The 6344-nt window shown below is 44.3% G+C and carries 7 protein-coding genes; 2 read left to right on the forward strand and 5 right to left on the reverse strand.

Annotated features, from left to right (window positions below):
• Nucleotides 1-232 precede the first annotated feature (232 nt).
• The 4 genes from PGX78_RS05485 to PGX78_RS05500 form a co-directional block, all read right to left on the reverse strand.
• Nucleotides 233-1267 (reverse strand): S66 peptidase family protein, encoded by a 1035-nt coding sequence (locus PGX78_RS05485; RefSeq protein ID WP_270445787.1) that lies wholly within the window; start codon nucleotides 1265-1267, stop codon nucleotides 233-235.
• A 141-nt stretch (nucleotides 1268-1408) separates the two neighbouring features.
• Entirely contained in the window at nucleotides 1409-1996 is a 588-nt protein-coding gene (locus tag PGX78_RS05490; protein WP_270445789.1) for a hemerythrin domain-containing protein, read from the reverse strand.
• 21 nt (nucleotides 1997-2017) lie between these two features.
• The gene (locus PGX78_RS05495; RefSeq protein WP_270445790.1) at nucleotides 2018-2605 is read right to left on the reverse strand and encodes a hypothetical protein; all 588 of its coding nucleotides are present in this window, start codon (nucleotides 2603-2605) and stop codon (nucleotides 2018-2020) included.
• An 11-nt stretch (nucleotides 2606-2616) separates the two neighbouring features.
• Nucleotides 2617-2865, reverse strand: coding sequence for a DUF1858 domain-containing protein (locus PGX78_RS05500; protein WP_270445791.1), 249 nt, complete (start codon nucleotides 2863-2865; stop codon nucleotides 2617-2619).
• A 360-nt stretch (nucleotides 2866-3225) separates the two neighbouring features.
• Between PGX78_RS05500 and PGX78_RS05505 the strand changes: the two genes are divergently transcribed.
• Nucleotides 3226-4686: an APC family permease gene (locus PGX78_RS05505; RefSeq protein ID WP_270445792.1), complete on the forward strand. Its 1461-nt coding sequence runs from the start codon at nucleotides 3226-3228 to the stop codon at nucleotides 4684-4686.
• 157 nt (nucleotides 4687-4843) lie between these two features.
• On the opposite strand, the gene PGX78_RS05510 is transcribed toward PGX78_RS05505, so the two are convergent.
• Nucleotides 4844-5752 (reverse strand): selenium metabolism-associated LysR family transcriptional regulator, encoded by a 909-nt coding sequence (locus PGX78_RS05510; RefSeq protein WP_270445793.1) that lies wholly within the window; start codon nucleotides 5750-5752, stop codon nucleotides 4844-4846.
• Nucleotides 5753-5904: 152 nt separating this feature from the next.
• Here PGX78_RS05510 and PGX78_RS05515 point away from each other — a divergent pair.
• The coding region (locus PGX78_RS05515; protein ID WP_270445794.1) for an acyl-CoA dehydratase activase at nucleotides 5905-6344 on the forward strand (440 nt) is incomplete at its 3' end.

Below are 6344 nucleotides of genomic sequence, written 5' to 3' on the forward strand. Positions count from 1 at the left end.
TGGTCCAAGAGGAAAAGGTTGCCGTTGTTCCCGGCTCGGCTTTCGGTGACAGCGGTGAAGGCTTTATCCGTATTTCCTATGCGTCAAGTATGGAAACCATTAAGGAATGCTTAGTACGTATGGGTCGGTTTGTACAAAAATATAAAAAATAAGCTGATATGAAAAAAGCGGACCGTTCGAAAGAACGGTTCGCTTTTTTCCGTGCTGTTGATAAGGAAAAGGGAGATACCGACTAGATCTTTTTAGTTTCGCGGGACTGAAAAAGCGGGGAGGTAAAACTTAGGGATGTAGCGGTATTCGTAACCTGTAGGCACACAGAAGTGCCGACGGGCAGACTCATATTATTCATATCATGCCCGACCGGTAAGCCGCAAGCTGTCGGTTTTTTTGCGAGGTCGGCATAATGTTGTAAGATTTCCTGCGTTGTAAAGTCACCTTCGTCGTAGGAGCAATTTGTGAAGTATCCGAAAATGATGCCATTCACATCTCTTAATAAGCCACTCTGCCAGAGCTGATTCAACATGCGATCGATTTTATAAGACGGCTCATTGATATCTTCCAAGAAGAGGATTGCATCCTTTCCCTGTAAGGCATAGGGAGTTCCGACTAAAGAGGCAATGATGGACAGGTTTCCCCCTATAAGACGTCCCTCAGCTGTACCGGAGATGAGAGGCATAAGACGGGTGTGAAGGGGAAAATCGGGGTGGGGAGAGAGCTTCTTTTCCCGGAGAAGGCGAAGTAAGGATTGCCATGAATAGGAGGACACGGGCTTGGATGCCAGAGTAACACCTAAAGGACCGTGTACGGAAGCCAGATGACTCTTTTCATATAGGGCGATTTGAAGTGCCGTAATGTCGCTAAAGCCGATGAGTGGTTTGGCATGGGTAGCTATCATCGGATAGTCGAGTTTGTCCAAAAGGCGACCGGAACCGTACCCGCCGTCAAGGCAAAGAATTGCATTGACGGACGGGTCGGCAAAGAGGGCATTTAAATCGTCGGCTCGTTCCGCATCACTTCCGGACAGGTAGCCGAAACGCTTGTATGCCGATGAGGCGATTTTAGTATGAAAACCCAAAGATTCCAGCTTTTTCACCGTAGGAGCTATGCTTTCCGGCGACGGGGAAGCCGGGGCTATAAGTGCAATTGTATTTCCCGGAGACAGGGAAATACCGGCCGTATAACCGGGAGAGGCAGTTGCGTCGGTAGCAGAGAATAAAAGAAAGAAAAGGGAAAGGCAGAGGCAGAGGGTTTTATATAAAGCGGCCATAAAAGAATCTCCTTTTAGAAGAGGCATAAGTGATGGTGATTTTGCAATAAAAAAGCACATGTATATAAAAGATTGTACAGTATGATTGAGAATAATAAAATGACCGTACCGATAATTATCGGTACGGTCATTTGTATATAGTTACTCGGCAGGTGCTGAAACATAGCCGAGGGGATTGTATTTTGCTTCCAATCTGGTAAGCATGGTTAGATATTTTTCGTTTATTCCGTTCTTTTCGTTTTCGTCAAATAAACGTCTTACTTCGGCGTTTATTTTTTCCTTTATTTCATCGGACAATTCACGATCGGAGAAAGGATAGACGACGTTATTTTCTTTTTCAATATGTACTTGCAGACGATTGGCATAGGCCATTGCTTCTGTAAGTATATCGAGTTTATATTCCGTACGGCCCGTTTCGTCGTAAAGCTTCAAGGCTTCGTCGAGGCTACGGATGTGGCTGCGCAACAAATCATGTTCTACAAGCATGCCGTGAGTGACAATCGTGTCGGCCAAGGGACCCATGTGTTCGACCATTTCGGGGAAAAGCGTATGTTCTTCCTTTTGGTGGTGATGAACGTCGGCATAATTACGGACAAAGTCGATAATATCCGTGAAATCTTTCGTATCAACGGCGGCTCCGTCCAAGATGGAACAGCACATATTCTTAATAACGCGAAGCATGCGGGAAATATTGGCATGCTCTTCGACCATTATATCGGTGGCGTACATGGGGGTACTCCTTTCTAATCTTTATTTTATGATTTCGTAGCGGTTCGTATCCGTCTGTTTGAAGGTAAGGCCCGAATCGGCGAGAATTCCTTTAATCAATTCGGCCCGAAGGGTATAGTAATAAGCACCTTGTCCGTTCCAGAACGAGCTGTGTAAATCCTGCGTTTCTTCCCAGACGACCTTGTCGGGATTGCTTTCCGTTACCTTCATGACCTGATCGCAAGGCATACCGTTTAACAAGGTATTATCCAATTGATGAAACGCTTCCGGTGCTGTTGTCGGCACTTCCGTCCGCTTTTCCTTACCGGTATAAAAGGCCACGTCTTTTAAAGTTTGTAAGCGATTTGCATCTTCTTGTAAAAGTGTTGTGACTAAAGCGGCGTAGCGACCTTCGCCGTCATGAATGCGACCCTGCAACCAGCCGTGAATATTTGATTCATCAATAGCGTCTTGAAGTTCACGGCGATCTGTAGATACGAATTTTTGTGTATCTTCTTCAGCAAGCCAGCCTTCCGATACGGCACGAGCACAAAGCGCATCGATGAGATCTTCCTGGAAGCGGATTTTATTGTACAGCCAAAAATGAATAGGACCTAGAAATGCACTCATAATATTGCCTCCTATTGTTTTTCAGTCTGAATAGCCAGGTTTACGGCTGTTACGATTTTTTCCGGATCAAGTCCGTGTACCATGCAGGCATTGGCTAAACTTTCCTGTTGAGACGAAGGGCAACCGAGACAATGCATGCCGTGAGACAATAAGGTGTCTACCACTTCGGGGTGGAGGCGAACAATGTCGCCGACGAGCATATCCTGAGTTATTGTGTTGCTGTTCATATCTTCAAATTTTTTCAAAATTTTCTTTAACATGAGTAAATCCTCCTTAACGTGTGTCGGCCACTATCGGGACCGTTTTTGATTGATTTCAGTATAGCGAAAAGCAAAGGGATGTGCGGTTGTAAAAACAACACAGGGAAAAAGTTTTTGTTGTATCTCTCTTTGCCATAGAAGTACCTATACCTTATCATAGGGGACTGCCGGCTGCAATCGAAGAACTTACAAAAAGAAGAAAATAACCCAAAGGCATTACATGTAATTCTAGTATGATAAAAAATGTATGCAAATACAGGATAAAAAGGTAAAATATAACAAAGCTTAACTTATATGGAAGGCGTGTCCTTGTAAGTTCACAAAGGCACGAACATAGAGAATGGATAGGAGCGTACGTGTATGTCTGAAAAGAAAACGGAATTTAATAAGGTACTCAATATATGGGATATTCTGGTTCTTGCGTTCGGTGCTATGATTGGTTGGGCCTGGGTTGTTTCTACGGGTGATTGGATTATGCAAGGCGGTGTTGCAGGGGCCATGTTGGGCTTCGTCCTCGGTGGGGTCATGATTTTCTTTGTCGGTTTGGCTTATGCGGAATTGACGACGGCCATGCCGCAAAACGGGGGTGAACATGTATTCAGTTATCGAGCTCTCGGTAAAATCGGTTCTTTTATCTGTACATGGGCTATCATTTTCGGGTATACGGGCGTTGTCTGTTTTGAAGCCTGTGCACTGCCGACAATTTTCGCCTATTTGTACCCCGGATTTTTACAGTACTATTTATATACTGTCGGCGGTTTTGATATATATGCAACCTGGTTAGCCTTGGCCTTTTTCCTTGTCGTCTTTATTACATATATTAATATTATCGGAGCGAAGACGGCCGCGATCTTGCAGACGGTCTTAACCTTGGTCATCGGCGGGGTCGGCATTGTCCTCATTGCCGCATCGGGATTTACGGGCAGTGAAGCGAACTTGCAGGGCCAGCTGTTCATGGGGGCTTCGACGCAGGAGATGATAAAGAACACGTTAGCTGTAGCCGTTATGACACCTTTTTTCTTTATCGGGTTTAATGTTATTCCCCAGGCGGCTGAAGAAATTTCGGCACCGCTTAAGCATATTGGCCATATTCTTGTGTTATCCATTGTGTTGGCCGTAGCCTTTTATTCTCTCGTTATCGGAGCTGTCGGCTTTTTAATGAATAATGCCATGATCGGAGATGCGATGAATCAAGTCGGAGGCTTGGTAACAGCCGATGCTATGGCTATTGCTTTTAACAGTGATGCCATGGCCAAGGTTTTGATTATCGGCGGTTTGTGCGGCATTATTACGAGCTGGAATTCCTTTCTTATCGGCGGTAGCCGAGCCTTGTATTCCATGGCTTGCGCTCACATGATTCCGCCTTGTTTCGCTAAACTGCATCCTAAATACAAGACTCCTGTAAACGCTTTGATTTTATTAGGCATTATAACGACCATTGCCGTATTTTTCGGCAAAAAAATGCTCTTGTGGGTAGTCGATGCGGGCAACTTCGGTTGTGTCCTCGCCTATTTTATGGTATCCGTGTCATTTCTGGTTTTGCGTGTCAAGGAACCGGATATGGAAAGACCGTACAAGGTAGGCCCTTATCGTTTTGTGGGAATTATGGCGGTACTCATGTCGGGATTTATGCTTGTCATGTACGTAGTTCCTTCGTCGGGCTCGGCCTTGTATCCGCAAGAATGGGGTATGGTATTGGGATGGACTTTGTTAGGCCTCATTTTCGGAGTATATTGTAAACTCCTATACAAGGAAAAATTTGCCGCGCAGGAATACTTCATCCGTACGGAAGCCATTGAAGAAGTAGTGGAAGAAGGTTGAGAAAGAGTCTACAGTACAGTGACTTTCCACATCCAATACGGGATGCATAAGGGCTAAATAAAAAGAAGAAGACAGTCTGCAGAAATCGTATAAAAGAAGTAAAAAACGAGCGAATAGATTCCTCTATTCGCTCGTTTACTTTTCAGTATAAAGCGGGTTAATCGTTTTTCTGCTGCCAACTGAAAGATTTGACGTAGTTAATGAACTGCTTAACATGGCTCGACTGAGTATCGTGCTTATGATATACCATATACAATTGGCGTAATGCCGTGTCCTTCGGCAACTCGAATTTGAGTAGGGTTCCGTCGGCAACGGCTTGCACTACAGCCGGTTCGGAGATAACGGAAACTCCGACTTGGTTAATTACCAGGTTTTTCAGACCTTCCGGTTCGTTTAAATGTGCTGTTACGTGGAGTTTATCCGGGGTTAAGTGTAATTTTTCGAAGATTCTGTCCACATGGGCCTTACTGCCGCTACCCTTATCGCGCAGAATGAGAGGATACTTCATCAAAATGTGAAGGGCCGCATTTTTGGTCCCGACTAATTGACGAAAAGTCGGGGTATTAGGCGTAATGACGACCATTTTGTCAATGGCGACAGGGACGAATTCCAGGGAGTCGTCATCGACTTTCATGCCTGTGAAACCTACTTGAATATGACCCTTTAAAAGCGAATTAAGAACCTTTGAGCTGACATCCTGGTTAATAGTAAAAGGAATATCGGGGAAGAGCTTACGAAATCCTTTCAGCACTTGGGGAAGTAAGTAGATAGAGGGGATGGTTGAAGAACTGATGATAATTTCATTAGAATCTTCGTGATGCCATTTTGTCAGTAAGTCGTCGCGCATTTTCAACATGGCCGTAGCCGTGTTGTAGAGTTCACGACCGCGAGGTGTAATGCGGATCTGTTTGGTTGTACGTATAATCAGAGGAGTATCAAGATGTTTCTCCAAGGCACGAATATGCGTGCTGATAGACGGTTGCGACATGTAAAGAACCTGTGCCGCCTTGGTAAAGCTGCCGTATTTAATGACAGCCACAAACGATTCGAGTTGCTTTAGTTCCATATAGAAAGTCCTTTGTCCTATGCAAGTATAACTATTGTAGATAATTTTTTGCCTTTTTTATTTATATATAATATCATAGATTCTATAAAAAAAGCCAATATATAATATAGAGGCGGAAAGACTGTAGTATACTAAATGAAGGAGATATTTTTATGATATATGTAGGAATCGATATAGGTTCAACGTGTGCAAAAACGGCTGTAATGAATGAGAATAAGGAGATTAAGGATACCTTTGTTATTCCCACCGGGTGGAGCAGTCTGGAAGCCGTTGAAAGAATTAATGAGACTTTGTCGTCTCGCGGTGTAAATCCGAATGAAGCAATCTGTATTTCCACAGGCTACGGGCGTAAAGCCGTAGAGGGTGCAAAAAAGCAGGTGACGGAAATTACCTGTCATGCTAAAGGTGCCAGCCTGTTATTTCCCGAGAAAGTCTTTAATGTCGTCGATATAGGCGGGCAGGATACAAAGGTTATCAGTGTCAGGAACGGTAAGGTAACGGAGTTTTATATGAATGATAAGTGCTCGGCCGGAACCGGCAAATTCTTGGAAATCATGGCCAATCGCTTGGGTGTATCTTTGGCGGAACTTGA

The sequence above is a fragment of the Megasphaera sp. AF13-6AC genome (assembly GCF_027685385.1).
Taxonomy (GTDB): Bacteria; Bacillota; Negativicutes; order Veillonellales; family Megasphaeraceae; genus Megasphaera; species Megasphaera micronuciformis.